This window comes from Noviherbaspirillum pedocola, from assembly GCF_016632335.1.
GTDB lineage: Bacteria > Pseudomonadota > Gammaproteobacteria > Burkholderiales > Burkholderiaceae_D > Noviherbaspirillum_A > Noviherbaspirillum_A pedocola.
Genome location: NZ_JAEPBG010000010.1, coordinates 124,778 through 148,710, shown reverse-complemented (window position 1 = coordinate 148,710; position 23,933 = coordinate 124,778). Strand labels below are relative to the sequence as shown.

At 65.6% G+C, this 23,933-nt stretch carries 23 protein-coding genes and 1 riboswitch; of the genes, 16 read left to right on the top strand and 7 right to left on the bottom strand.

Annotation, left to right across the window (positions count from 1 at the left end):
* Positions 1–68 precede the first annotated feature (68 nt).
* The 8 genes from JJB74_RS21310 (at position 69) to JJB74_RS21275 (ending at position 8,598) form a co-directional block, all read left to right on the top strand.
* Positions 69–1,364: a phospholipase D-like domain-containing protein gene (locus JJB74_RS21310; protein WP_200595235.1), complete on the top strand. Its 1,296-nt coding sequence runs from the start codon at positions 69–71 to the stop codon at positions 1,362–1,364.
* A 193-nt stretch (positions 1,365–1,557) separates the two neighbouring features.
* Positions 1,558–2,478: a manganese catalase family protein gene (locus tag JJB74_RS21305; RefSeq protein WP_200595233.1), complete on the top strand. Its 921-nt coding sequence runs from the start codon at positions 1,558–1,560 to the stop codon at positions 2,476–2,478.
* Positions 2,479–2,985: 507 nt separating this feature from the next.
* Complete coding sequence (locus JJB74_RS21300) at positions 2,986–5,124, top strand: TonB-dependent receptor (protein WP_200595383.1); 2,139 nt, start codon at positions 2,986–2,988, stop codon at positions 5,122–5,124.
* Positions 5,125–5,138: 14 nt separating this feature from the next.
* On the top strand, positions 5,139–5,825 hold the full coding sequence (locus tag JJB74_RS21295; RefSeq protein ID WP_200595231.1) for a Fe2+-dependent dioxygenase: 687 nt from the start codon (positions 5,139–5,141) through the stop codon (positions 5,823–5,825).
* Positions 5,826–5,942: 117 nt separating this feature from the next.
* On the top strand, positions 5,943–6,638 hold the full coding sequence (locus JJB74_RS21290) for a PepSY-associated TM helix domain-containing protein (RefSeq protein ID WP_200595229.1): 696 nt from the start codon (positions 5,943–5,945) through the stop codon (positions 6,636–6,638).
* Positions 6,639–6,661: 23 nt separating this feature from the next.
* Entirely contained in the window at positions 6,662–7,420 is a 759-nt protein-coding gene (locus JJB74_RS21285) for an energy transducer TonB (protein WP_200595227.1), read from the top strand.
* Positions 7,421–7,463: 43 nt separating this feature from the next.
* Positions 7,464–8,183 carry a MotA/TolQ/ExbB proton channel family protein gene (locus JJB74_RS21280; RefSeq protein ID WP_200595226.1) on the top strand — a complete coding sequence of 240 codons (720 nt, stop codon included), beginning with the start codon at positions 7,464–7,466 and terminating at the stop codon, positions 8,181–8,183.
* 1 nt (position 8,184) lies between these two features.
* The gene (locus JJB74_RS21275) at positions 8,185–8,598 is read left to right on the top strand and encodes an ExbD/TolR family protein (protein WP_200595225.1); all 414 of its coding nucleotides are present in this window, start codon (positions 8,185–8,187) and stop codon (positions 8,596–8,598) included.
* Positions 8,599–8,672: 74 nt separating this feature from the next.
* Here JJB74_RS21275 and JJB74_RS21270 read toward each other — a convergent pair whose 3' ends face one another.
* On the bottom strand, positions 8,673–10,049 hold the full coding sequence (locus JJB74_RS21270; protein ID WP_200595222.1) for an ATP-binding protein: 1,377 nt from the start codon (positions 10,047–10,049) through the stop codon (positions 8,673–8,675).
* A gap of 10 nt (positions 10,050–10,059) precedes the next feature.
* Positions 10,060–10,746: a response regulator transcription factor gene (locus JJB74_RS21265; RefSeq protein ID WP_200595220.1), complete on the bottom strand. Its 687-nt coding sequence runs from the start codon at positions 10,744–10,746 to the stop codon at positions 10,060–10,062.
* Here JJB74_RS21265 and JJB74_RS21260 point away from each other — a divergent pair.
* From JJB74_RS21260 to JJB74_RS21230, 7 genes are all read left to right on the top strand, one after another.
* Positions 10,745–11,230, top strand: coding sequence for a hypothetical protein (locus JJB74_RS21260; protein WP_200595218.1), 486 nt, complete (start codon positions 10,745–10,747; stop codon positions 11,228–11,230). The two genes, JJB74_RS21265 and JJB74_RS21260, sit on opposite strands and share 2 nt — an antisense overlap.
* A riboswitch (guanidine-I (ykkC/yxkD leader) is annotated at positions 11,216–11,323 on the top strand. Its footprint overlaps the gene before it by 15 nt.
* Positions 11,324–11,374: 51 nt before the next feature.
* Positions 11,375–12,397, top strand: coding sequence for an ABC transporter substrate-binding protein (locus JJB74_RS21255; RefSeq protein ID WP_200595216.1), 1,023 nt, complete (start codon positions 11,375–11,377; stop codon positions 12,395–12,397).
* Between the two features lie 222 nt (positions 12,398–12,619).
* Entirely contained in the window at positions 12,620–13,636 is a 1,017-nt protein-coding gene (locus JJB74_RS21250) for a fatty acid desaturase family protein (protein WP_200595214.1), read from the top strand.
* The gene (locus JJB74_RS21245; protein WP_200595212.1) at positions 13,636–14,538 is read left to right on the top strand and encodes a DMT family transporter; all 903 of its coding nucleotides are present in this window, start codon (positions 13,636–13,638) and stop codon (positions 14,536–14,538) included. The genes JJB74_RS21250 and JJB74_RS21245 overlap by 1 nt, the downstream gene beginning before the upstream one ends.
* A complete protein-coding gene (locus tag JJB74_RS21240) occupies positions 14,535–15,182 on the top strand; it encodes a cysteine hydrolase family protein (RefSeq protein WP_200595210.1) in 648 nt (215 codons plus the stop codon). Before JJB74_RS21245 ends, JJB74_RS21240 begins: the two co-directional genes overlap by 4 nt.
* Positions 15,179–15,970: an N-acyl homoserine lactonase family protein gene (locus tag JJB74_RS21235; protein WP_200595208.1), complete on the top strand. Its 792-nt coding sequence runs from the start codon at positions 15,179–15,181 to the stop codon at positions 15,968–15,970. The genes JJB74_RS21240 and JJB74_RS21235 overlap by 4 nt, the downstream gene beginning before the upstream one ends.
* Positions 15,967–16,677 carry a hypothetical protein gene (locus JJB74_RS21230; RefSeq protein ID WP_200595206.1) on the top strand — a complete coding sequence of 237 codons (711 nt, stop codon included), beginning with the start codon at positions 15,967–15,969 and terminating at the stop codon, positions 16,675–16,677. Before JJB74_RS21235 ends, JJB74_RS21230 begins: the two co-directional genes overlap by 4 nt.
* 21 nt (positions 16,678–16,698) lie before the next feature.
* Here JJB74_RS21230 and JJB74_RS21225 read toward each other — a convergent pair whose 3' ends face one another.
* On the bottom strand, positions 16,699–17,289 hold the full coding sequence (locus JJB74_RS21225) for a DUF4142 domain-containing protein (RefSeq protein ID WP_200595204.1): 591 nt from the start codon (positions 17,287–17,289) through the stop codon (positions 16,699–16,701).
* A gap of 23 nt (positions 17,290–17,312) precedes the next feature.
* Here JJB74_RS21225 and JJB74_RS21220 point away from each other — a divergent pair, with 23 nt between their 5' ends.
* Positions 17,313–17,675: a hypothetical protein gene (locus tag JJB74_RS21220; RefSeq protein WP_200595202.1), complete on the top strand. Its 363-nt coding sequence runs from the start codon at positions 17,313–17,315 to the stop codon at positions 17,673–17,675.
* Between the two features lie 126 nt (positions 17,676–17,801).
* On the opposite strand, the gene JJB74_RS21215 is transcribed toward JJB74_RS21220, so the two are convergent.
* From JJB74_RS21215 to uca, 4 genes are all read right to left on the bottom strand, one after another.
* Positions 17,802–18,179: a type II toxin-antitoxin system VapC family toxin gene (locus JJB74_RS21215; protein ID WP_200595381.1), complete on the bottom strand. Its 378-nt coding sequence runs from the start codon at positions 18,177–18,179 to the stop codon at positions 17,802–17,804.
* Entirely contained in the window at positions 18,179–18,415 is a 237-nt protein-coding gene (locus JJB74_RS21210; RefSeq protein WP_200595200.1) for a type II toxin-antitoxin system Phd/YefM family antitoxin, read from the bottom strand. The genes JJB74_RS21215 and JJB74_RS21210 overlap by 1 nt, the downstream gene beginning before the upstream one ends.
* Positions 18,416–18,513: 98 nt before the next feature.
* Positions 18,514–20,316, bottom strand: a complete 1,803-nt coding sequence (gene atzF / locus JJB74_RS21205; RefSeq protein WP_200595198.1) for an allophanate hydrolase — start codon at positions 20,314–20,316, stop codon at positions 18,514–18,516.
* 14 nt (positions 20,317–20,330) lie between these two features.
* A complete protein-coding gene (gene uca / locus JJB74_RS21200; RefSeq protein WP_200595197.1) occupies positions 20,331–23,930 on the bottom strand; it encodes an urea carboxylase in 3,600 nt (1,199 codons plus the stop codon).
* Between the last annotated feature and the right edge of the window lie 3 nt (positions 23,931–23,933).

Genomic DNA, 23,933 nt, shown 5'->3' with positions numbered 1-23,933 from the left:
GCTGAAATCCTGCCGCGAAATGCGCCGCAATCCATGCGGCGCCATCGCGGCGCCATGGATTCAGGCCTATGCAGCGCAAACCGCTCACCACTCGCAAGAAGGTTTTGATCGCCGTCGTCAGCGTGCTGCTGACGCTGCTGGCCACGCTCGTGGTCTTGAATTTCGCGCCGAACGAGAAGGAAGTGCGGCAGGAAATTCCGCGGCTGTATTCGATCGAAGACCCGGCCTTCCAGCGCTCGCTGGGCATCCTGCTCGGTCCGCCCATGGTCAGCGGCAACGCGGCGCAGGAATTGCTGAACGGCGACCAGATCTTCCCCGCGATGCTGGAGGCGATACGCGGCGCGAAGAAGAACATCAATTTCGAAACCTATATCTACTGGTCCGGCACCATCGGCAAGCAGTTCGCCGATGCGCTGGCCGAGCGCGCGCGCGCCGGCGTCAAGGTGCATCTGCTGATCGATGCCGTGGGCAGCAGCAAGATGAGCGACGATGAAATGGAGACCATGCAGCGCTCTAGCGTGGAGGTGCGCAAATACCATCCGCTGCGCTGGTACAACCTCGGGCGCATGAACAACCGCACCCATCGCAAGCTGTTGATCGTCGACGGCCGCATCGGCTTCACCGGCGGCGTCGGCATCGCGCCGGACTGGACAGGCCATGCGCAGGACCCGGATCACTGGCGCGATTCGCATTACCGCGTCGAAGGCCCGGTGGTCGGGCAGGTCCAGGCAGTGTTCATGGACAACTGGACCAAGACCACCGGCAAGGTATTGCATGGCGACGATTATTTCCCCGAGATCGCGCCGGTAGGCAACATGCGCGCGCAGATGTTCAGCAGCTCGCAGGAAGGCGGCAGCGAGAGCATGCATCTGATGTATCTGCTTGCCATCACCGCGGCCAAGGAAAGCATACGGCTGTCGGCATCCTATTTCGTGCCGGACGAGATGACGCGCAACGCGCTGGTCGATGCAATGAAGCGCGGTGTGAAAGTGCAGATCATCACGCCCGGCAAGCATATCGATGTGGAAGCGGTGCGCCGCTCCTCGCGCGGCATGTGGGGCGAGTTGCTCAAGGCCGGCGCCGAGATCAGCGAATACGAGCCGACGATGTATCACTGCAAGGTGATGATCGTCGATGGTTTGCTGGTGTCGGTCGGCTCGACCAACTTCGACAACCGTTCCTTCGAGCTGAACGATGAAGCGAACCTGAATGTGTATGACCGCGACTTCGCGCAGCGGCAGATCGTCGCCTTCGATGAAGATTTGAAGCACTCGCATCGCGTGAGTTACGAGGAATGGTTGCGACGGCCGCTGCAGGAAAAGGCGATGGAGAAAGTGGCGTCCTGGCTCGGGCCCTTGCTGTAATCCGACTGCGTACGCCGCCGTGTCGTCTTCTATCCCGAGCGCAATGTTGCCCGTGCTCCCTCAGGGCTTCTCCTACATGTAAAGAAGAACCCTTCCTATACAGCTCTCCAGTCGGGCTGACTATGGTGTCCTCAATCGGCGTGAGTTTCGAGCTCGTCGATCCTGAAGCGATCAATAGTGACTGGAGAGAAGAATGTTTGCACACAACAAGCGTCTGCAGTACACGGTCCGGGTGAGTGAAACCAATCCCGGACTGGCCAACCTGATGCTCGAGCAATTCGGCGGCCCGCAGGGCGAACTGGCCGCGGCCTGCCGCTATTTCACCCAGGCCATCGGCGAGGATGATCCCGGCCGCAAGGACATGCTGTTTGATATCGCCACCGAGGAGCTGAGTCACCTCGAGGTCATCGGCACCATCGTGGCGATGCTGAACAAGGGCGCCAAGGGCCGGCTGTCCGAGGCGGTGGAAGAAGAGGGCGAGTTGTATCGGTCCATCACCGGGGCAGGCAACGACAGCCATCTGACCCAGGTGCTGTATGGCGGCGGACCGCCGCTGGTCAACTCCGCCGGCGTGCCCTGGACCGCGGCCTATATCGACACGATCGGCGAGCCGAGCGCTGACCTGCGCTCCAATATCGCTGCCGAGGCGCGCGCCAAGATCGTCTATGAGCGCCTGATCGCGCTGACCGAGGACCCCGGCGTGAAGGAAGCGCTCGGTTTCCTGATGACGCGTGAGATCGCGCATCAGAAGTCCTTCGAGAAGGCGCTGTATGCGATGGAGCCGAACTTCCCGCCGGGGAAAATGCCGGGCGATGCGCGCTTCACCAATGTCTACTTCAACATGTCGCAGGGCGAGCCGGAGCGTCGTGGTCCGTGGAACCAGGGCGAGCAATGGCAGTTCGTCTCCGAGCGCGAAAAACAGATGGCCGTGGACGGCGGCAGTGGCGAAGGCAGCGTGAAATTGTCGACCGCGGAAGCCGCCACGGTGGAACAGATGGCGCTGCGCACCAAGTCCGACCCGACCGCCGATCCGCTGACCGGCGCAGAGCTGAAGAAGGGCAAGGAAGGCGGCAGCGGCACGACCGCCGACGGCACCGGCAATCCGACTGCCTGAGCGTCTCCTGTCCGCGTTCCCGCCGCCGTTGACGAGCGGGATTGCGGCATCCGCGCCGGGCAATGCATCGCCGCCCGGCGTGGGCCGCCTACCGTTTGATCAACCATTGCTTCACCTCGCCGAATGCCATCGTTGCGGCATTACCACCTGCTACTGACTCCAGAAGATCGCCCAGCCTTGCGGTCAGGCGCGATCGCGCTTTTCCGCCCCGGTTCTTCCGCCGCTATCCCAGCCTGACTCCGACGTATTTCCCTGCGTGTCTTCCCTGCCTGCTTGTCACCGATCATATTGAGAATAATTCTCATGTTTACTTGAGAACCATTCGCATTTAGAATCGCTGCACATTGTTGCTCGAATCACCATTACAAACAAAGCTGGGCAGAGCGGGAAGGAAAAGCGCACGGAACGCACGCGTGAAGCACTGCACGCGGCCGCCTGCGACACGCGATCAGTCCGGCAAACAGGAAGAAAAACGTGAACAGGACCCCTCTCGCGCTCGCGCTCGCCATGATCTGGAGCGCGCATCCGCTCGCCGCAAGCGCTCAACAAACAGCACCGGCCACGGCGTTGCCCGAAGTCAGAATCAGCGGCGAAGCGCCGACCGATGATTACGCGCCAGCCACATCCAGCGTTGGCGCGAAGGTGCCGACCGCGCTGCGCGACATTCCGCAGTCCGTCACCGTGGTCAACCGCGCGGTGCTCGATGCCCAAGGCGCGGCCTCGCTTTCCGATGCGCTACGCAATGTGCCCGGCATCACACTGGGCGCGGCCGAGGGCGGACAGATCGGCAATAACATCAACCTGCGCGGCTTCACCGCGCGCACCGACATCTACCTCGACGGCATGCGCGACCGCGGCCAGTATTACCGCGACATCTTTGATCTGGAATCGGTGGAAGTGCTGAAGGGACCGTCGTCGATGCTGTTCGGACGCGGCTCCACCGGCGGCGTGATCAACCAGGTCAGCAAGCAGCCGACGCTGCGCGAGGCGCATGAAGTCTCGGCCACCGTCGGCACCAACAGCTATCTGCGCAGCACCGCCGATCTGAACCACGTGCTGTCCGATACCTCGGCTTTCCGGCTGAACCTGATGGCGCAGGACACCAGCACCACACGCGATGTGATCAACAACCAGGATTTCGGCATCGCGCCTTCGCTGCGTCTCGGCATCGGCACGCCGACCGAAATCACGCTGTCGGCGCTCATCCAGCACAACCGCGACATGCCGGACTACGGCTTCTTGACCGTCAACGGCCGGCCCACCGATGTGCGCCGCGACAATTACTACGGCACTACCGACAGCCGCGTGGTGCAGGACGTGACCACGCTTTCCGCGCGCGTCGAGCACAAGCTCAGCCCGACGACGACGCTGCGCAATCAGACGCAGTTCAGCCGCTACAACATCGATTCACGCGTCGTCGCACCCAACGCCATCGGCACGCTCAATGGCAACAGCTTCACCGCGCTCAACACCGCCACCGGCAATGCCACCAGCCTGCCGCTGTCATCGCTCTACCTGCGCTATTCCAGCCGCGACCGCGACCTCACCGATGAATCGCTGTTCAACCAGACCGATGTGATCAGCAAGTTCAACACCGGAGCGTTCAAGCACACGCTGATCGCCGGCGTCGAACTCGGCCACGAGAACTACAACAACCAGGCCTACAGCCGCAACAATCTGCCGATCATGCCGGTGCAGGGTCCGGTCTATGCCGATACGCCATCCACATCAAGAAGCACGGTCGGCAATCTCGCGCAGACCGGCGCCACCACCATCGCCGCCTATGCGAACGACACGCTGGAACTCAGCAAGCAATGGAAGCTGGTGGGCGGCCTGCGCTGGGACCGTTACCGCGCCGGCATCAGCAACAGCATCAACAGCGCCAACACTGCAGGCAATACGGTCGTGCCGTCGGCCAGCCAGACGGTGAACTTCACCAGCGTGCGCGCCGGCGCGATCTATCAGCCCAGCGACACGCAGTCGTATTACGCGTCCTACGGCACCTCGTTCAATCCCTCGCTGGAGCAGCTCACCGTGACCACCGGCCAGCAGAACCTCGATCCGGAAAAGAACCGCTCGGTCGAAGTCGGCGCCAAATGGGATCTGCTGGATGGCAACCTGTCGCTGAACTCGGCGCTGTTCCGCATCGAGAAGACCAATGCGCGCACCCAGGTTGCCACCGGCGTGTACCAGCTCGATGGCGACGTCCGCGTCAATGGCGTCGAGATCGGTGTGGCCGGCCGCATTACGCCGAAATGGCAGGTCTTCGGCGGCTACACCTGGCTCAATGCCGAGATCGTGCAGGCTGCCGCCTTCGAGAATACCCAGGGCAGGGTGCCGGCCAATACGCCGAAAAGCAGCGCCACGCTGTGGACCAGCTACAAGCTCACGCCGGCATGGGAAACCGGCGGCGGCGCGACCTATCTGTCGAACCGCTATGCCAACAACACCAATACCTCGGCCATCGGCAGCTACCTGCGCTGGGACGCAATGCTGGCCTATCACCAGCCGAAATACGACTTGCGGCTGAACCTGCTGAACCTGACCGACCGGCGCGACTACGTCGCTGCGATTGCTTCGGACGGCGGCCGCGCCGTGCCGGAAATCGGTCGCGCGGCGCTGCTGACCGGCACCTACCGCTTCTAGAAAGGAACAACGCGATGCTGCTGCGCATACCGCAGGTTCTCGATGCCGACACGCTGCGCGCCATGCGCGCAAAGCTCATGCATGCCGATGCGCCCTGGGTCCATGGCCGCGCCACCGCCGGCCACCAGGGCGCCAGGGTCAAGTACAACAGCCAGATCGATGAAGCCTCGCCGCTGGCGCATGAACTCGGCGATGCGATCCTTGCCGCGCTCGAACGCCATCCGCTGTTCATCAGCGCCACACTGCCGTCGCGCATCTATCCGCCGCTGTTCAACCGCTATGAGGAAGGCATGCACTTCGGCGCCCATGTCGATGGCGCGGTGCGGCTGTTGCCGGGCAGCGCGCTGAAGATACGCACCGATATCTCGGCCACGCTGTTTCTCAACGCACCCGAGGACTACGAAGGCGGTGAGCTGCTGATCGAAGACACCTATGGCACGCAATCGGTGAAGCTGCCGGCCGGCGACATGATCGTCTACCCGGCCACCAGCCTGCATCGCGTGAACCCGGTGACGCGCGGCGCGCGGCTGGCGTCCTTTTTCTGGGTCCAGAGCCTGGTGCGCGACGATGGCCAGCGCACGATGCTGTTCGACATGGACAGCGCCATCCAGCATCTGAACCGCACCGGCGGCGACGAAGCCGCGGTGCTGCGGCTGACCGGCTGCTATCACAACCTGCTGCGCATGTGGAGCGAGACCTGACGATTTGAATGACCCCGTAGGGTGGGCGCCAGCCCACGCGGTCCGTCCTTTGATCAGGCAGACGCGTGGGCTGGCGCCCACCCTACGGCTCCATACCCACTTTCCTTTGCAAGAACCATGTCCGAAACCGAATACGAAGAACGCGCCATCACGCCAACCCGAGCCGCGCCTCCACGTCCCACCGCCGCATCGAATCAGCGCCGCGGCGTCTTCCTCAAATGGCTGCGCAAGACTCACAGCTGGATCGGCCTGTGGGGCGCCGCGGCCGGCCTGCTGTTCGGCGTGACCGGCGTGCTGCAGAACCATCGCGCGGTGATGAAGATCCCGGCCGCGCAAACGCAGGAATCGAGCGTACAGATACCGCTGCCCGACCCGGCGCCGGCGAGCCCGCAGGCGATGATGGACTGGCTGCAGAAGGAGCTGCATTACGACCAGCCCGCCAACCGGGTGCGCAAGGAACCCAGCCGCCCGGTGGCCTGGGGCGAGCGCACGGTCAAGCAGCCGGAACGCTGGAGCGGCATGTTTTCCACGCCGCGCGCCAATGCCCAGGTCGAATACTGGGTCGGCAACGGCTACGTCAATGTGAAGCGCAACGAGAACAATGTCTTCGGCATGCTCAACAACCTGCACAAGGCCGCCGGCGTCGGCGTGGCCTGGATTCTGCTGGCCGATACCATCGCCGGCGGCATGGTGCTGCTATCCGTCACCGGCGTGCTGCTGTGGGCGGGGATGAACCGTCGACGCATGGTCGGCGCCACCATCGGCATGACTTCGCTGGTGCTGGGCATCGTGTTCGCGATGCAGAGCATGTGAAGCCGCAGGCACGGATAGCGACGATGGCAGCACCGACACCTTCCGCAAGCGATGCAGGCTCACCTGAGGCGCGCGGCGGTGTCTGGCTGGCCGGCGTGATCGCAGTGCATGCAGCGCTGCTTGGCGCCGCGCTCGCCTGGCACGGCGCCAGTACGGAGCCACCCGTGCCCGTGCCGACGCCGCCGTCGGTGGTCGGCATACTGCTGCCGCCGAAGCAGCCAGCAAGCCAGGCATCCGCCGCGCCACCCGCGCCCCGAGAAGAACCGGCTCAGCCGACCAAGCTGCGGCCGCAACAGGCAAGGCCGCGTCCGCTCAAACCAAAGCCTCAGGCTGCGCCCAAGCCGCAGGCGACGCCGTCAGTCTCCAGGCCGCAGGAAACCGCTCCCGCACCGGCCCCCGCCGCGCCCGCACAGCAAGCGGCAGCGCCTTCGGAAGATGTCGCGTCCCGCCAGGCGTCAATGCCTGCGGCCGCCCCTGCTGCGCCAGCCGCTCCGGCAGCAATGACGCCGCCGCGCAGCGATGCCTCGGCGCTGAACCAGCCGGCGGCCTATCCGCCGCTGTCGCGCCGCCTGCGCGAAGAAGGCCGGGTGCTGCTCGATGTGCACATCCTTGCCGACGGCAGCGTCGGCGAAGTCCGGCTCAGGCAATCGAGCGGCTTTGATCGTCTCGATGAAGCCGCGCTGCAGGCAGTGCGGAACTGGCGCTACCTACCGGCGCGTCGCGGCGACGAGCCGGTCGCGACCTGGTACGTCCAGCCGGTGGCCTTCGCACTGAATCGCTGAATTGCTGAATCGCTGCACACATGAACCCTGAAAGGAAAACACCATGACCAACACTTCCTACGGCCTTGCCGCCCTGTGGACGCAGGGCGACCTGGCCACGCGCGCGGTCGCCCTGCTGCTGCTGGCGATGTCCATCGCCTCCTGGTATGTGATCGCCACGCGCGGCTGGCAATTGTTCAAGCTGCAGCGCGCCGCGCGCGCGATGGGCAGCTTCTGGCATGCGAAGAGCTTTGCCGAAGGCATGAGCGCGCTCGACGTCGGCGCCGGCTTCAATCCGTTCCGCCACATCGCGCTCGAAGGCCAGGCCGCGGTCAAGCATCACGCCGACAACCAGGAAGACCTGCACGGCCAGCTGACCCTGGCCGACTGGATGACCGAGAGCCTGCGCGGCGCCATCGATGAAAGCGCCGAGCGCATGGGCAGCGGACTGGCGATCCTCGCGTCGGTGGGATCGATCGCGCCTTTCATCGGCCTGTTCGGCACCGTCTGGGGTATTTATCACGCCTTGGTCGGCATCAGCGCATCGGGCATGGCGTCCATCGACAAGGTTGCCGGGCCGGTCGGCGAGGCGCTGATCATGACCGCCTTCGGGCTGGCGGTGGCCATTCCCGCCGTGCTCGGCTACAACACGCTCACCCGCGGCAACAAGGGCGTCATTGGCAAGCTGCACCGCTTTGCGCGCCAGCTGCATGCGTACTTCCTGACCGGCGCGCCGGTGTCCCGGCCGGATGCGAAGCCGCGCCATCTGCGCGAGGTGATCTGACATGGCTTTCGGAGGCGGACTGGACGACGGCGACGACGTCGTCAGCGAAATCAACATGACACCGCTGGTCGACGTGATGCTGGTGCTGCTGATCATCTTCATCATCACGGTGCCGGTGCTGACCAACTCGGTGCGGCTGGATCTGCCGCGCGCGCAGAGCGCGATCAATGACGTGAAGCCACAGACGGTGACGATCTCGATCACCGCCGATGGCGCGGCGCACTGGAACGAGGAAGCGGTGGACGAAGCCGAGCTGGAACGCCGGCTGACTGCCGCCGCCGCGCGAACGCCGCAGCCCGAGATACAGCTGCGCGGCGACCGCAAGGCAGCCTACGAGCATGTGATCCGCGCGATGGCGGCGGCGCAGCGCGCGGGGATAGAGAAGCTGGGGTTCGTGACGGAGCCGGGTACGTAGGTTGGGCTGGCAAGCCCAACATTGGGCTTCCGCGGACCGCAAGCATGTTGGGCTTGCAGCCCAACCTACGCCCGTTACGCTCGCCGCACCGGCAACAACACCTCCACGCACAAACCTCCGCCCTCCCGATTCATCGCGCGGATGCTGCCGCCATGCGATTCCACCACGCGCCGCGCGATCGCCAGGCCCAGGCCATGACCATCATTCGATGCCGCATTCGCGCCGCGATGAAACGGCTGGAAGATCGCTTCGAGCTCCTCTTCCGGCACGCCGGGGCCGTGGTCGCACACTGCAATGCGCACCCGACTCGGGCCATCCATGCCCGCCACGATCTCGATGTCCGATTCCGGCGCCGTGTGCCGGATCGCATTGCGCACCAGGTTTTCGATGGCCCGGTGCAGCAGCTCGCTGCTGCCGGCAACCGGCGCCATCGCTGCGCAGCGGTGGCTGACGGTGCGCAGCGACAGACTTGCTTCGAAATTCGCGTCGTCGACGATATCGGCCAGCAGTTCATCCATCTGCACTTCACCGGCGGGAGCGGCCATCGTCTCCGATTGCAGCCGCGACAGCGTGAGCAGTTCGCCGATCAGCACATCCATGCGGGCGCTGTCGCGTTCAATGCGCTCGAGCATGTCGGCCGCGCGCGCCGGCTGCTGCCGCGCCAGAGCGATCGCGGCTTCCATGCGCGCCAGCGGCGAGCGCAGTTCATGCGACACATCGTGCAGCAGCCGACGCTCGCTGGCCATGAGCGCGCGCAGCCGGGCGCTCATGCGGTCGAAGTCCCGTCCCAGGCGCGACAGTTCATCCTGCCCGCTGCCCATGCGCTGCTCGAGTTGCGGATCGAGCTTGCCGCGCGCGACGTCGTCGAAGGCGCTACGCAATTGACGGATCGGCCGCGCGACATAGCGCGCCAGCAGCGCGGCCGACACCAGGCTGCCCAGCATCGCCGTCAGCAGCGGCACCACCGGCAACGGACTGCGGGAGCCACGGCCATGTGACGGCAAGCTGTTCGCACCGCCATCATGCGGCGCGCCGATGTGCCCATGCGCGCCGGCGCCACGCGTCTCGGGCACGAACAGCAGCAGCGACGTGCCATTGTCGCCGCGCACGCGCCGCACCGGCCCGCTCGCATCGGCATCGGCGCGCGCCGTCGCAAGCGTGGCGGCGGGGATCGCGCGGCCGAGCAATTCCACACCAGCGTCGTTGACCGCGTACACCGCGAAACGGTCCTGGCGCATCTCTGTGAGCAGGTCCTTCAACGCATCGGGTCCGCCATGCGCAAGCGTGGCCTCGGCCGAGGCGACCATGAAGTTCGCCGGCGGACTGGAGGCGATGATGCGCTCGGCTTCCCTGGCCTCGTGACGCAGCCATACCGCGCCGGCGATGATGAGGATGCCGGCGAGCTGCGCCAGCCAGATGAAGGCGAAGAAGCGCCAGGTCAGGCGTCCCATGCGGCGCTTCCTAGCCGGAAATGAGTTGATAACCCTGACGGTAGACCGTCTGGATGCAGGAGCGGCCGTCGGGCAGCTTGCCCAGCTTTTGCCGCAGGCTGGAAAGATGCACATCGATGTTGCGGTCAAAGCGCGCCAGCGGCCGGCCCAGCGCCTGCAGCGACAGATCGGCCCGGCTGACCGGGCTGCCGGCATGGCGCGCCAGCACTTCGAGCAGATTGAATTCGGAACTGGTCAGCGCGAGCGGCCGGCCATCCATTTGCGCGCGGCGCTGGCTCGGCCACAGCAGCAAATCACCGACCGTGAGCGGCTCGTCGCCGCTGGCCATATCGCTTGTGCCGGCGCGGCGCAGGATGGCGCGCACCCGCGCCGCGAGCTCGCGCGGATTGCAGGGCTTGGGCAGGTAATCGTCGGCGCCGAGTTCGAGGCCGATGATGCGGTCGGTATCGTCGCCGCGCGCAGTGAGCATCAGCACCGGCAGCGCGCTCCTGGCGCGGATCTCGCGCAGCGCTTCCATGCCGGTCATGCCGGGCATCATCACGTCCAGCACCGCCAGCGCATAGCGCCCGGACAGCGCGTATTCGACGCCGCGCATGCCATCGTGCACCGCGTCCACGTCAAAACCTTCCTGTTGCAGATATTCCCGCAGCATGTCGACCAATTCGACATCGTCATCCACCAGCAGCACCCGGCTCATGCTTGTTTTTCCTCCGATCAGAGGCCGCAAGCATAGCGAAAGCCGGGCCGCATCTGCCGCGCTTTACAAGTCTTTACAGGACTTTACCGACCACGCCGGGTATTTCCCGCATGCCTTGCCGAGAATCGATGCATGTCCGGAAGCACGCTGTCAGGACAACACCATGAGTCTCGGCAAGCTTCGATGCCATTACGGCGTGCAGGCTGCGGCCATCCGCTGGGCGCGGCAACGCACGCAAGTCCATGCTCTCTCCTGGCACACGCATCAAAACGCAAACGCCGCGCAAGCGGATCCCTTTCATTCCCGGTGCATCCTCATCGCTTGCCGCACCTGCATGAAGCGCCATGCACTGGCGCGGTGCCTCGTACACGCCGCTTTCGGCAACATCGCCACTGTATTTACTGGCACTGGAATTGCTAAAAGGATGACGCAGGGAGAACGCCATGCCGCACAGCGCAGCGTGACGTCGACCAAGGCGCACTAGGGTTCCGGTTGCTCATGCGAGCGATGGCTGGTCCGAGAGTGCGCCGGCTTCGCGCATTGCGAGGCTCCACGGAGGGATAAAAGCCCGGGAGAGCAAAGGCGTTCAACGCTTCTCCCGCGCCCATTTCAACGACCAGGAGCCTTCATGAAATCGACAGACGCAGCGCGCATCGCATCCCCGGCCAAGCGCCGCTTCCTCCGTACGCTCGCCGCCGGCGCGGCGCTGGCTGTGGCCGGCTCTGCCTTCGCCGCCACGCCGACGCTCAATATCGGCACCGTGATCTGGATCGGCTACGGGCCGTTCTACGTCGCCGAGGCGCTGGACCTGTTCAAGAAGTACGGCATCAAGGTCAAGCTGCAACCCTTCGCCGACCCGGCGCTGATCCCGCCGGCGCTCGCCTCCGGCTCGCTGCAGGGCGCGATGCTGACCTACGACCAGGTGATCGGCCAGGTCGCCAAGGGCCAGATGCAGAAGGTCGTCATGCCGATCGACTATTCCAATGGCGGCGATGCGATCGTGGCCGAGAAGTCGATCACCAAGATCGCGGACTTCAAGGGCAAGAAGATCGGCTTCAATCCACTGTCGCCGTCGGACTTCCTGCTGTCGTATGCGATGAAGTCGGCGAACCTGACCGAGAAGGACATCACCCCGGTCAACATGACGCCGGAATCGGTGCCGGCGGCCATGGCGTCCGGCCAGATGCCCATCGGCGTGACGTATGAGCCGAGCCTGTCGCAGGTGCTGTCGCAGGGCGACGGCAAGAAATTCCACGTCGTGTATTCATCCAAGGACGCGCCCGGCCTGATCGCCGACGTGCTGGTGTTCGACGAGAAAGCCATCAAGTCCAGCCCGAAGGAAATCAGCGCGGTCATCCAGGGCTATCTCGACGGCATGGCCTACATGAAGTCCAAGCCGGACGAGGCCGCGAAGATCATCGGCAAGTTCATGGGCATCTCGGCCAAGGAAGCGAAGGAGCAGATGAGCGGCGTGTACAACATCCCGCTGGCCGAAATGCCGTCCGCCTTCGTGAAGTCGGCATCGACCAAGTCCTACTACACCAGCGGCGACATCATCAGCAACATCCTGAAGACCAAGGGCCAGATCGCCAGCGTGCCGCCGGCGGAATCGACCTTCGACGGGCAGTTCGTGAAGGCGCTGGCGAAGTAAGGGCGTAGGTTGGGCTGTCAAGCCCAACGTGAAGCCCGATCAACCGCTGACGATGTCGTCGGGCTTTCTTCGTCAACGCGACATCGGACGCCAGCTGGCCGCAAGCCTAATGGCCATTTGCAGCCTGGGCTGCCAAGCCCGGTAGCGAACGACTGCGGGCCGCGAGCATGTTGGGCTTGGCAGCCCAACCTACGCGCCTGCGACATCAGGAACAGGAGCCCCATGCCATCCACTCTCTTTCGTCATCCCGACGCCGCCGCGCCGAACATCGCGGCGCTCGGCGTCATCCTGGCCGGCTATCCAGCCGGCATCTGGCTCTTGAGCCGTTCGGGCTGGGCGCTGCCTGCCATCGGCGTGCTGCTGACGATGCTCACGCTGACCTGGTCCGCCTATTTCATCCACGAGTTCGCGCATCTGGCGATCTTCAGGTCGCCCGCGGCCAATGCGCGCTGGGGCACGCTGATGAGCTGGATCAACGGCAGCTGCTATGCCACCTTTGACGGCATGCGCAAGAAGCACATGCGCCATCATGTCGAGCGCGCCGATGTGATCACCTTCGATGTGCAAGCCTTCCTGCGCCGCCTGCCTGCGCCGCTGCGCGGCCTTGTGCTGGCGCTGGAATGGGCCTACGTGCCAGCAGTGGAACTGATCATGCACGGCTTTGTGATTACGCAGCCGTTCACGCAGAGCGGCCGAGGCAAGTCGAAGCTACGCATGCTGGCCATCGTCGCGGTGCGCGCGGCCGCCTTCGCGCTGCTGGCTGCGTACAGCATGAAGGCTTTCCTGCTGTATGCCTTGAGCTATCTGCTGTTCCTGACGGTGCTGCGCTTCGCCGACTGCTTCCAGCACACCTACGACGCTTATCCGATCGCCGATGACGCGCCCATCCCGGCCGACAAGCAGCGCGATCGCCAGTACGAGCAGTTCAACACCTACAGCGACATCGTCGGCCTTTCCAACCCGGTGCTGAACATGCTGTGGCTGAATTTCGGCTATCACAATGCCCACCATGAGCGTCCCACGTTGCCCTGGCACCGGTTGCCCGCTTATCACCGCGAGCTGTATAACGACGCCTGTGCGCAGGTGATCACCGTCGGCGAGCTGCTGGCCAGCTTTCACCGTCATCGCGTGCGCCGCGTGCTGTCGCCGGATTACGGCGTGGTGCTGCCGCCGGGCGCGCCGCGTCGCGCCGACGGCTTCATCGGCGCGGTCGGCGTGTCCTTCCTGACGGCGGTGTGATGCGCGGGCCTGGCGCCACGGCGCAAACCAGGGCCGCGCGGCTCGCGCCGATGGCGCTTTTGGCCAGCGGCCTGGTGTGGGGATTGTGCTGGCTGCCGCTGAAAGGCTTTGCGCAGCAGGGCCTGACCGGCAACCTGATCGGCGCCACCGCCTATGCGCTGGTGGCGCTGGCGGCGTTGCCGGTGCTGTGGCGCGAGCGACATGCCTGGCGCGGTGAAGGCATCCTGCTGGCTGCCATCGGCTTGTCCTTCGGCAGCGCCAACATCGCCTTCACCCATGCGCTGATGGCCGGCGACGTGGTGCGCGCGATGCTGCTGTTCTATCTGCTGCCGGCCTGGGGCGCGCTCGGCGGCAAGCTGTTCTTGAACGAGCGCATCGGCGCACGCCGCCTGCTGGCGGTTGCGCTGTCGCTCTTGGGCGTGGTCATCATCATGGGCGGCGCGCAAGTGCTCGATGGCGCTTTCTCCACGGCCGACGGCGCCGCGCTCGCGGCCGGCTTCTGCTATGCCGCCGGCGGCATCGCGAACCGGCGCGCGCGCCGCATCCCGGTGGCCAGCCGCACCATGGTGACCTTCATCGGCTGCGCCGGCGTGGCCACGATCGGGCTGCTGCTGTTTCCGGCCGCGCTGCCCGCAACGGGCCTGTCCACCTGGTGCCTGCTGATCCTGTTCGCCTTCCTGTGGCTGCTTGGCGGCACGCTCCTGACCACCTATGGCGTGACGCACATCGAAGCCAGCCGCGCCGCGGTGCTGCAGGTGGTGGAGCTGCTGGTCGCGGTGGTCTCGGCGCTGCTGCTCGGCGGCGGCAGCCTGGGCATGAAGGACTGGATCGGCGGCGGCATGATCATCACCGCCACACTGCTCGAAGCCACGAGCGCCAACTCCGAAGGAAACTCCGCATGAACCATCCGCGCGCCGCCGCGCTCATCGTCATCGACATGCAGCGCGACTTCTGCTCTCCCGGCGGCTATGCCGCGCATGCCGGGCTTGACGTAGCCCGGCTGTCCTCGGTGATCGGCAACATCGCCCGGCTCATCGATGCGGCCCGCGCCGCCGGCATGCCCGTGATCTACACCCGCGAAGGCCATCTGCCCGACCTGTCCGACTGCACGCCGGCCAAGCTGCACCGCAGCCGCGCCGCCGGCGCGCCGATCGGTCAGCAGGGACCGCTGGGCCGCTTGCTGGTGCGCGGGGAAATCGGGCACGACATCATCGATGAACTCGCACCGGAGCCCGGCGACATCGTCATCGACAAGCCTGGCTACGGCGCCTTCCATCGCACCGACCTGGAAGCGGTGCTGCAGCGGCTCGGCGTGAAGAGCCTGCTGCTGTGCGGCGTGACCCTCGAGGTCTGCGTGCATTCCAGCCTGCGCGAAGCGGTGGACCGCGGCTATCGCTGCATCACCATAGGCGATGCCTGCGCGGCAGGCGATCCGGCGCTGCAGGAGCCGGCGCTCCTGATGATCTCGGTCGAAGGCGGCATCTTCGGCGCGGTAGCGAACACCGAAGACGCCCTGCGCATGATGCGCGCGGAGCAGCCGGCATGAGCGGCGCAACGAGACTGTGGCCGTTGCTGACGGCGACCCACCGCTACGACAAATCGATCTCGACCCATGGCCGCGGCATGGGCCAGATCATCGAAGCGCCGATCCTGGCCTACCTGATCGAAACGCCGAACGGCCGCATCCTGTACGACGTCGGCTGCGATTACCGCAAGATCCACGATCCGCAGCTGCGCGCGCGTCATTACGAAAACGGCGGCTCGGGTTTTGGCGCGCCCGACATGCGCGAGGAAGACCGCATTCCACGCCATCTCGCGCGCCTGGGCCTCGCGGTGTCGGATGTGGATGTGATCTTCATCGGCCATCTGCATTTCGACCATGCCGGCGGGCTGTGCGAGCTGCGCGCATGCGGCTGCGGCGCCGAGGTGCATGTGCAGCGCGATGAGCTTGCCGCCGCCGAAAGCGGCGAAGATGGCGCGGTGTTTGCCGATGAAGCGGCCTGCGGCCCTTTCCATGTGACCGATGGTGAATACGATGTCGCGCCCGGCGTGCGCGCGATCGCCACGCCGGGACATACCGCAGGCCACATGTCATTGTTCATTGAAATGCCGAAGGGCCCGCCGGTGCTGCTCGCCGGCGATGCCGCGGACCTGATCGAAAACATCGAGGACGAGGTCGCGCCCGGCGGCTGCTGGCGCGGCCGCCATGAGCAGGCCGAGGACAGCATCCGCAAGCTCAAGGCGCTCGCGCGCGAGACGCGTGCCGAGATCTGGCCCAACCATGACATGGCGTTCTGGCGCAGCTTGCGCCGCTTTCCGGAGTGGCACGAATGACGCTTGCGGCCGCGGTGCCGGCGCGATACCGCGGCGTATGGAAGCGCACGCTGCTGAGCACGCCGGATGGCATCGATGACACGTCCACGGTGCTGTGGCTGCAGGCTTCACGCTGGCATGCCGATATACGCATCCCGGCGGGACGACCATCGTTTGCCGGCGTGCATGCGCTGGCCGATTGCAGCGACGCGCAACTGCGCTTTCTCGCGCGCCAGGCCGGCTTTGCCGGCGTCACCGAAATCGATCTGGCAGCCAAGCCGGAAATCTGCCGCTGGCGTCGCCGCTGGGATGCGCAGCCGCCGGCCGCGACGGAGGATGCGGGTCGCATGGTATTCCAGCACGAGCGCATCCTTGAGACCGGCGTGCATGCCGATTACCTCGAGCATTGGCAACGGCTGCCGGATTCGGTTGGCGAGTCGGTGGAATGCGTCGATGACTCCGGCTGCGTGCTGGCCGTCGGCGGCTATGTCATGCGCATGCTCCCGCGCCGCGCCGCCTGGCCGCCGGACCTGGCCCCCGGCACCAGCCTCGCGCAACTGGTCGATGCTCTGCTTCCGACGCAGCGCGACCGCGTGCTCGGCTGGCTGGATGTCGAGATTTCCTTCGGACGCAGGGATGGCGACGGCTGGATCGTGCTGCATTCGACGCTGCCCTGGATGGAAGGAAAAACCCTGCCGCTGCCTGCGGGAATGGGCGCTCCCGTTTGATCGGTTGCAACGATGCGCCGGCTATTCGCCGCCGCTCTTGCTGTCATTGCCGTCATTCCCGTCGTCGCCATCGAGCTCATTGGCCATCGACAGATGCAGGCCGACCAGGCGCAGCGTTCTGCCGGCATAGGCGCGCAAGACCTTGTCCTGCGCATCGTCTTCCATCTGCTGCAGCAGGTCGATGAAGCGCTCATGCTCGTTGATGCCGGCGCGCTTCAGATATTCCTCGTCGAACGCCCCGCCGGCCAGGCCGCGCAGGCCGATCGCGATGGTCCTGTGCGCCATGTCGGTTTCCGCCGGCAGGCTCATGCCGCGCGAGTGGGCCAGCTTTTCCAATTGGCTTTGCGCGTGGGAATGGTCGTCGATCATGCGCCGCGCGAAGCTGCGCACCGCGAAGTTCATGCTCTTGTCCAGCGCCAGGCGGCCGAGCAGGATTTCACCGAGATTGGCATAGGCGATGTCTTCGATCATCACGCGGTCTTCATCGGCAAGCGGGATGATGCGCGCTGTCTTTGCCCCCCCGGCATGGCGTCGGGGCTGCGCGTCGGCAACCGTACCCATGCACAGCGCCAGCGTGGCGACGAGCCAGAGGAGCAGCTTGGAGCCGTGCATGGCGATTCTCCTTGCGGAAACGGATGCGGTGGAATGCGGATGGGCAATGGCGCGGATCGGCCGGACGACGCGTCAGCATGCCATCGTCCGGGGATCGGGGTGTTGAGCCAGGCGGGTATGCGGTGCGGTTTTGGGATAGAGAAAAGTGGGCGAAGAAGAAGTCGCTGCTGCGTTATCGTTTCCGTCTGTCTACCGCCATTCGCCGCAGGAGTTTTTCCATGAACAAGTTCAATTGGGAAGAGACGGAGAAATCCATCAGCGAGCTGCCGTTCAGCAAGAAGATCGATCTCGTCGACATGATCCTGGACAGCATCAAAGCAGAAGACGTTCTTCTTTCACCCGCAGTGCGTAGCGTGCTCGCAAGGCGGGTGGAGAGCTATGCATAGCACAAGCGCGAAGCCGGGGGGTAGCCAAAGATGGCTTCACGCTGGAACAGGAATGCCAAGAAGTGAAATGGGCCGCATGTTATCCGCTGACGCAGATGAGGCTGGCAAGCCGGTGCTGCGCAGACTTTATACCGTGAGCACCAGATCCGTATAACGGCACAAAAGGCGATCAGTGGAAAGAAGCTGAACATTCTCGACCATCGATTGCGCAATCAGGATCCTGTCGAATGGGTCCCGGTGTATATCAGGCAGCTCGACTACCCGGGCTGCGTGCGCTATGTTCACTGGCAAGGCGATGAAACCATTTGCCTTGATTTCGCGGACCATGTGATTGATATCCGCCTCCAGTTTCCCAATGCCGACCTTGATGGAGGCTTCCCAAATGGAAGCGCTGCTGACGAATACCCGCTTTGCCCGACCAATGCATGAACGGGCACGTGGTGAAAGCTGTGGATCATCAATCAGCCACCACAGATAGACATGGGTATCGAGCAGCAGGTCCATCATCTCCCTTCGAATGCGGATTGCACATCGTCCGGGAGCGGGGCATCGAAATCCGGCGCTATCCTGATTTTTCCTTTCAGCGAACCCGGCTTGCGGGCCTGCCTTTCCATCTCGACGGGAACCAGCTTCACTCTGAGCTTGCCCGACACCGCAATGACGATCTCCTCGCCCCTGGCCGCCTCTTCGGCCAGTTCCGCCAGCGTATCCCTTGCTTCCTGAAGATTGACGATATGCATGGCTGCCTCTGCATGAACGGTAAGGAGGGCATCGAGTATGCCATCCTTCCCCGGCGGGCGACAGGTCGGCGCACGAAACCCGCCACCATGCTCGCCGCCTACACCGCCGCCAGATAAGCCCGCCAGCCGCCGAACCCGGTAATGTCCCGCGCCCCCTTCACCGCCTGCGCTTCGCAGACAAAGCCCTGCACCGCGCTGCCGTCGGCAAGCGTGACCGTGCCTATGCCCAATGGCGCCGGGATGCCGGCGACGAAGCTGCCGAAGGCGCTGGCCGGCATTTCCCAGACCTCCATCGCGATCGCCGCGCCGCCGGCATCCGGCCCGACCCGGACCATGCCCGGACGATGCGGCGGCCCGCCGGGCAGCGCATACAGCTTGTAGTCCGGCGCGCTCTCGACTTCGGCGACCAGCCTCGCGCCGCGCTCGGTCAATTGCCGATTCAGCGGCAGTCCCGACAAATGCGCGCCGCACACCGCCACGCGTACCTGGCCGGAGGCGAAGGCCGGCATCGGGCCAGGCGCCGGCATCGCCATGCCGGTCGCGCCCAGCGGCAAGTCCTGCGCCGCATGCAAGCGCGCCGCGAGCCTGAGCAGCGGCGCATCCTGAAAGGCCGGCGCGACCAGGGTCACGCCGAAGGGCAGGCCGCTGTCATGAAAGCCGGCCGGCACCGAGATCGCGGCCAGGTCCAGCAGGTTCATGAAGTTGGTGTAGTAGCCGAGATTCGAATTCAGCCGGATCGGATCGGCCTCTACTTCATCGATGCGATACGGCCGGCCCGCGGTCGGTGTGATGAAGCAGTCGATGTCCTGCCACACGCGCGCGGCCACGCGCTGCAGGGCTTTCAGGCGATACATCGCGCCGAAGGCGTCAGCGGCCGAGATGCCGCGGCTGTTGCCGAGGATGTCGCGCGTGACCGGATGCAGCGCCTCGGGCTGCGCCTCGAAGAAGTCGCGTATCGCTTCATAGCGCTCGGCCACCCACGGGCCTTCGTACAACAGGCGCGCGGTGTCGAGAAAGGGCGCGAAGTCGAATTCGACCGGCTCGCCGCCGAGCGCCTGCAGCCGGCGCACCGCCATGCGGTACAGCGACAGGCCGTCGGCGCTGCCGAAGAATTGCAGCTGGTCTTCGCGCGGCACGCCGAAACGGAAATGCGCTGCCGCGCCGAAGTCCCGGCCATGCGGCTCGGCGCGGCGCGAATACGGATCGCTTTCATCCTCGGCCTGCGCCACGGCCAGGGCCTGGGCCGCGTTGTCCGCGGTCAGCGCGAAGATCGAGATGGTGTCCAGCGTGCGGCAGGCCGGCACCATGCCGGTCGACGACAGCGTGCCCAGCGTGGGCTTGACGCCGACCAGATTGTTGAACGCCGCCGGCACCCGGCCCGAACCCGCGGTGTCGGTGCCGAGCGAGAAGCTGGCCAGCCCGAGCGCCACGGCCACCGCCGAGCCCGACGAGGAGCCGCCAGACACGTAGTCCGGATCGAAGCTGTTGCGGCAGGCGCCATGCGGCGAGCGTACGCCGACCAGGCCGGTGGCGAACTGGTCGAGATTGGCCTTGCCCACGGGGATGGCGCCGGCATCGATCAGGCGCTGCACCACGGTCGCATGCCGCTGCGGCGTGTAGGCATAGGCCGGGCAGGCCGCGGTGGTGGGCACGCCGGCCAGGTCGATGTTGTCCTTGATCGCGAACGGTATGCCGTACAGCGGCAGGCCGGCGATGTCCCTGCCTTCCAGTGCCTGCGCATAGGCGCGCATTTCGGCCAGCGTGAGCCGGCGTATCCAGAGGCGATGCGACTGCCCCGCCTCCTCGGCGGCCAGCTCCGCTTCCAGTTCCTCCAGCATTGCCACCGGCGTCAGGCTGCCTTCCAGATAGCGCGCGCGCAGCGCATTCATTTCGAGATTCATGGTTTCTCCTGTATTCAGCGAATGACGATCAAGGTCTGCCCGGCATTCACGCCCTGGCCCTCGGCCACCGCGATCTTCACGATCTCGCCATCCCGCGGCGCGACCACGTTCATTTCCATCTTCATCGACTCGACGATGACCAGCGCCTCGCCGGCCTTCACCTTCGCGCCGACCGCGGCGGCGATCTTCCAGATGCTGCCGGCCACCTGCGAGGTCACCGCGTCGCAATCGGCCGGCACGTCTTCTTCCTGGACTGCCGCGGCGATGCCGCCGTCCTCCACGATCGACACGCCGGCCGCGCGCCAGCGCTCGCGCTCGGCATCGAAGGCGGATTGCTGCGTTCCCTTGAATGCGGCGATGGACGCGGCGTTGTCGGCAAGGAAGCGGTTGTAGTCGGCCAGGCGGAAGCTGCCTTCCTCGATCTTCAGTTGCGCGCGCCCGGCGAGGAAGTCCTTGCGGAACTGCAGCAGCGCCTCGGCTTCCATCGGGTAGAAGCGGATCTGGTCGAAGAAGCGCAGCAGCCAGGGCTTGCCGTCGGTGAAGTCGCGCGTCTGCCGCCAGCGGTTCCACATCTGCACCGTGCGCCCGACGAACTGGTAGCCGCCGGGGCCTTCCATGCCGTACACGCACATGTAGGCGCCGCCGATGCCGACCGCGTTTTCCGGTGTCCAGGTGCGCGCCGGGTTGTACTTGGTGGTGACCAGGCGATGGCGCGGATCGACGGGCGTGGCCACCGGCGCGCCGAGATACACGTCGCCCAGGCCCAGCACCAGGTAGCTGGCATCGAAGACGATGCGCTTGACGTCATCGATGCCATCGAGCCCGTTGATGCGCCGGATGAATTCGATATTGCTCGGGCACCAGGGCGCATCGGCGCGCACCGACTGCATGTATTTCTCGATGGCCAGGCGCGTGGCCGCATCGTCCCAGGACAGCGGCAGCCACACGGTGCGGGTCGGCACTTCGATGTCATCCACATGGTCAAGCACTTCCTCGACCGCGAGCAGCGCCTTCATCAATGCGGTAAGGCCGAGCACGCTGCTGTCGTAGTGCAGCTGCAGCGAGCGTATGCCGGGTGTCATGTCGATGATGCCGGGCAGCGCGCCGGCATCGCGCTGCTGCTGCAGCCGCGTCATCAGCGCCTGCACACGGAAGCGCAGATTCAGGTCCAGCACCAGCGGGCCGTATTCCACCAGCACATAGTGGTCGCCGCTGCGGCGGTAGACGACTTCGATCTTGTCGTCCTCGGGCGGCAGGCGATGGATGATGGCGTCATCTGACAATGCGCAATCGGCGGTGAGCGGCTGCGCTTCGGGCTTACCCGAGATCGCCGCGTTCTGCGCGCGCAGCATGCGGTCGGCCTCGGCATGCGCGACGCGATGAAAGCGCACCGTGTCGCCGGGCGCGAGCTGGCCCATCTTCCACAGCTCGGCCTGCACGATGGTGGCCGGGCAGACGAAGCCGCCCAGGCTCGGGCCATCGGGGCCGAGGATCACCGGCATGTCGCCGGTGAAGTCGATGGTGCCGATCGCATAGGCGTTGTCATGGATGTTGGACGGATGCAGGCCGGCTTCGCCGCCGTCGCTGCGCGCCCATTGCGGCTTAGGCCCGATCAGGCGCACCCCGGTGCGGCTCGAGTTGTAATGCACCTGCCAGTCGGTGCCGAAGAACATCGCGATGTCGTCGCCGGTGAAGAAGTCCGGCGCGCCATGCGGGCCGTACAGCACGGCGATGTCCCAGTGCTTGCCAAACTTGGGCGCGAGGTCGCGCGCGGCTGCAGGTGCGATGCGCTCCATGGCTTCGATGCCGCCCAGGTGCAGCACATCGCCGCCACGCAGCACCCGGCCGCCGTGGCCGCCGAGCTGGCCGAGGCTGAAGGTGGACTTGCTGCCGAGGTAATCCGGCACATCGAGGCCACCAGCCAGCGCGAGGTAGGCGCGGCAACCGGCGCCGGTGACGCGGCGTATGCGCAGCACTTGGCCGCGCTTCACCGCGACCGGCTGCCACATCGGCAGCGGCGCCTCATCGAGCAGCACTTCGATGGGCGCGCCGGTCAGGGCGATTTCGGTGTCGCAGTTGAAGGACAGCGTCGGGCCGGCCACGGTGATCTCGAGGCCGGCCGTGCCTTCCGGATTGCCGATCAGGCGATTGGCCAGGCGGAAGGACAGGGCATCCATCGGACCCGAGGGCGGCATGCCGACATCCCAGTAGCCGAGGCGGCCGGGCCAGTCCTGCACCGAGGTCTGCACGCCGCCGTCGATCACGTCGATGGTGGCGACCGGCGGCATGAAGTCGCCGAGGCTGCGCGTGGTATGGGTCGCATCGAGGAAGGGCGGGTAGGTCGTCAGCGCATGCAGGTACGCGAGATTCGATTCGAGGCCGGCGATGCGGGTTGCGGCGAGCGCCGCGCCGAGCTTGCCCAGCGCCGCTTCGCGCGTATCGGCATGGGCAATGATCTTGGCCAGCATCGGGTCGTAATACGGCGTGACCTCGGCGCCGCGCGCAATCCAGCTGTCCACGCGCACATCGGCCGGGAACACCACTTCGGTCAGCAGGCCCGTGGACGGCAGAAAGCCCTTGGCCGGGTCTTCTGCATACACCCGCGCCTGCACCGCGCAGCCGCGTGGGTCGATGACGATGTCCTGCAACGGCGGCATCGTGCCCAGGCCCAGGCGCACCATCCATTCGACCAGGTCGATGCCGGTGACGGCTTCGGTGACGCCATGCTCGACCTGCAGCCGCGTGTTCACTTCGAGGAAGAAGAATTCATGCGTCTTCGCATCCATCACGAATTCCACGGTGCCGGCGCTGCGGTACTGCACCGCCTCGGCAAGCCGCACCGCCATTGCCAGCAGGCGCTCGCGCACCGGCTGCGGCAGGTTCGGCGCCGGGGTTTCTTCGATGACTTTCTGATTGCGCCGCTGCAGCGAGCAATCGCGTTCGCCGAGCGCGATCACGCGGCCCTGTCCATCACCGAAGATCTGCACTTCGATATGGCGCGCCGCTTCGATATAGCGCTCAAGGAAGACGCCCGCATCGGAAAAGTTCGCCTGCGCCATGCGCCGCACCGAATCGAAAGCGCGTGACAGTTCGTCTTCGTCGCGGCACATCTGCATGCCGATGCCGCCGCCGCCGGCGCTGCTCTTCAGCATGACCGGATAGCCGATGCGGCGCGCTGCGCTAGCTGCTTCGTCGAACGAAGACAACAACCCGGTGCCAGGCAAGAGCGGCAGGCCGCTTTGCTCGGCCAGCGCGCGGGCCGTGTGCTTCAGGCCGAAGACGCGCATCTGTTCCGGCGTCGGGCCGAGAAAGGCGATGCCGGCCGCGGCGCAGGCTTCAGCGAAGGCGGCGTTCTCGGACAGGAAGCCGTAGCCGGGATGGATGGCGGTCGCGCCGGTGGCCCTGGCCGCTTCGATCAGGCGCGCGGCCTGCAGATAGCTTTGCGCGGCCGGGGCCGGGCCGATGGCGACGGCTTCTTCGGCCTGCGTGACGAAGAGCGCATCGGCATCGGCTTCGGAATACACCGCGACCGAGGGTATGCCCATGCGCTTGAGGGTGCGGATGATGCGGCAGGCGATGGCGCCGCGATTGGCGATCAGGACTTTGGCTGACATGGT